The organism is Acetomicrobium thermoterrenum DSM 13490 (assembly GCF_900107215.1).
Lineage (GTDB): Bacteria > Synergistota > Synergistia > Synergistales > Acetomicrobiaceae > Acetomicrobium > Acetomicrobium thermoterrenum.
The window spans coordinates 1-1,319 of record NZ_FNPD01000022.1 but is presented as its reverse complement, the minus strand read 5'-3'; the positions used below and the strand labels follow the sequence as shown (position 1 = coordinate 1,319).

1 protein-coding gene is annotated in these 1,319 nt (G+C 44.8%); it reads left to right on the top strand.

Annotation, left to right across the window (positions count from 1 at the left end):
- The first annotated feature begins 92 nt into the window (after positions 1-92).
- Positions 93-1,310, top strand: coding sequence for an ISL3 family transposase (locus BLU12_RS09815; protein ID WP_091462435.1), 1,218 nt, complete (start codon positions 93-95; stop codon positions 1,308-1,310).
- Positions 1,311-1,319: the final 9 nt, after the last annotated feature.

The following is a 1,319-nucleotide window of genomic DNA, read 5'->3' as shown; positions in this document are numbered from 1 at the left end:
GGCTCTATAATCTTTAGTGTGGAATTTGGCTTTGAAAATATAATGGTGGTAAGAACCAACCAAACCCATTAAGAAAGGAGGCTCTTACCACCATGGCCAATGGCCATAATAATAATATCACCAAAATGCTCGGACTTAAAGGCTTCAAGATATCGGATACGCGTGAAGAAGAGGATGCTTTTGTGATTGAGGTGCAAGTTAGACCCGACAGGACAGCAGTTTGTCCCGAGTGTAACTCAAAAGATTTCTACAGGCACGGCAAAGCCAAACCAAGGAAGGTGCTGCACACGTTAATCAACGGAAAGAAAGTATATCTTGAGATACATGGCAGGCAGAGGTGGAAGTGTAAGCATTGCGGCCGCACATTTACGCAGGAGCTTAAGATAATAAAACCTCGCAGCAGGCTTACCAACTATGCGGAAAAGTTGGTCTTGTGGCTTTTGAGTTTGATGAGCTTTAAGACAATATCGAAGCTGCTTAAAATCTCCTACGGCAAGGCTAAAAAGATCTTGATGGAGGCAAAAACGATACCAGACTTTCTGCGGTCAGTGATAAACGGTGCAGAAAAGCTTCACTTAGGGATAGACGAGCATAGCTTCAAACATCAGGAGATGGTGCTCATAATAACAGACGTGAAGGCAAAGAAGGTGCTTGAGGTCCTAAAAGACGACCGCCTAGCCACATTGGAGGCCTTCTTATCCGAGATCCCTGCCCATAAGGTCAAAGAAGTCTGCATAGACATGAAGGAGGCCTTCAGGAAGGCGGCCAATAAGCTCTTCCCTGAGGCAAATGTGGTGGTAGACCATTTCCACGTGATAGCGGATGCCAATAAGCGCATGGACGAAGCCAGGAGGATTGAGCAGGACGTAAGGCATAAGGGTAAGGTAAGGATACCAAAGAAGATATTCTTAATTGCAAGGGAGAATTTAAGCGACAGAGGAAGGCAAAAGGTAGACGAACTCTTAAAAACTTATCCAAACCTCAAAGGCTTCTACTGGGCCAAGGAACGCTTAAGGGACGTATATAGAGCGAAGGAGAAGAACGAGGCAGCCAAGCTTTTAGACCTGATCATCATGAACCTGAAGGCTTCTGACGATGCCGAGTTGTACAGGTGGGGCAATACCCTAAAACGGTGGCGACAGCCTATATTAAACTACTTCGACAACAAAACTACCAATGCCTATACCGAAGGATGTAATACGAAGGTGAAGATGCTAAAACGAATCTCCTTTGGTCTTAGAAACGTAGAGGTCTACACAAAAAAGATAATGTTGGGATTCTTACCACCGGAGTGTTTCCACACTATTTGAAATAGAGCC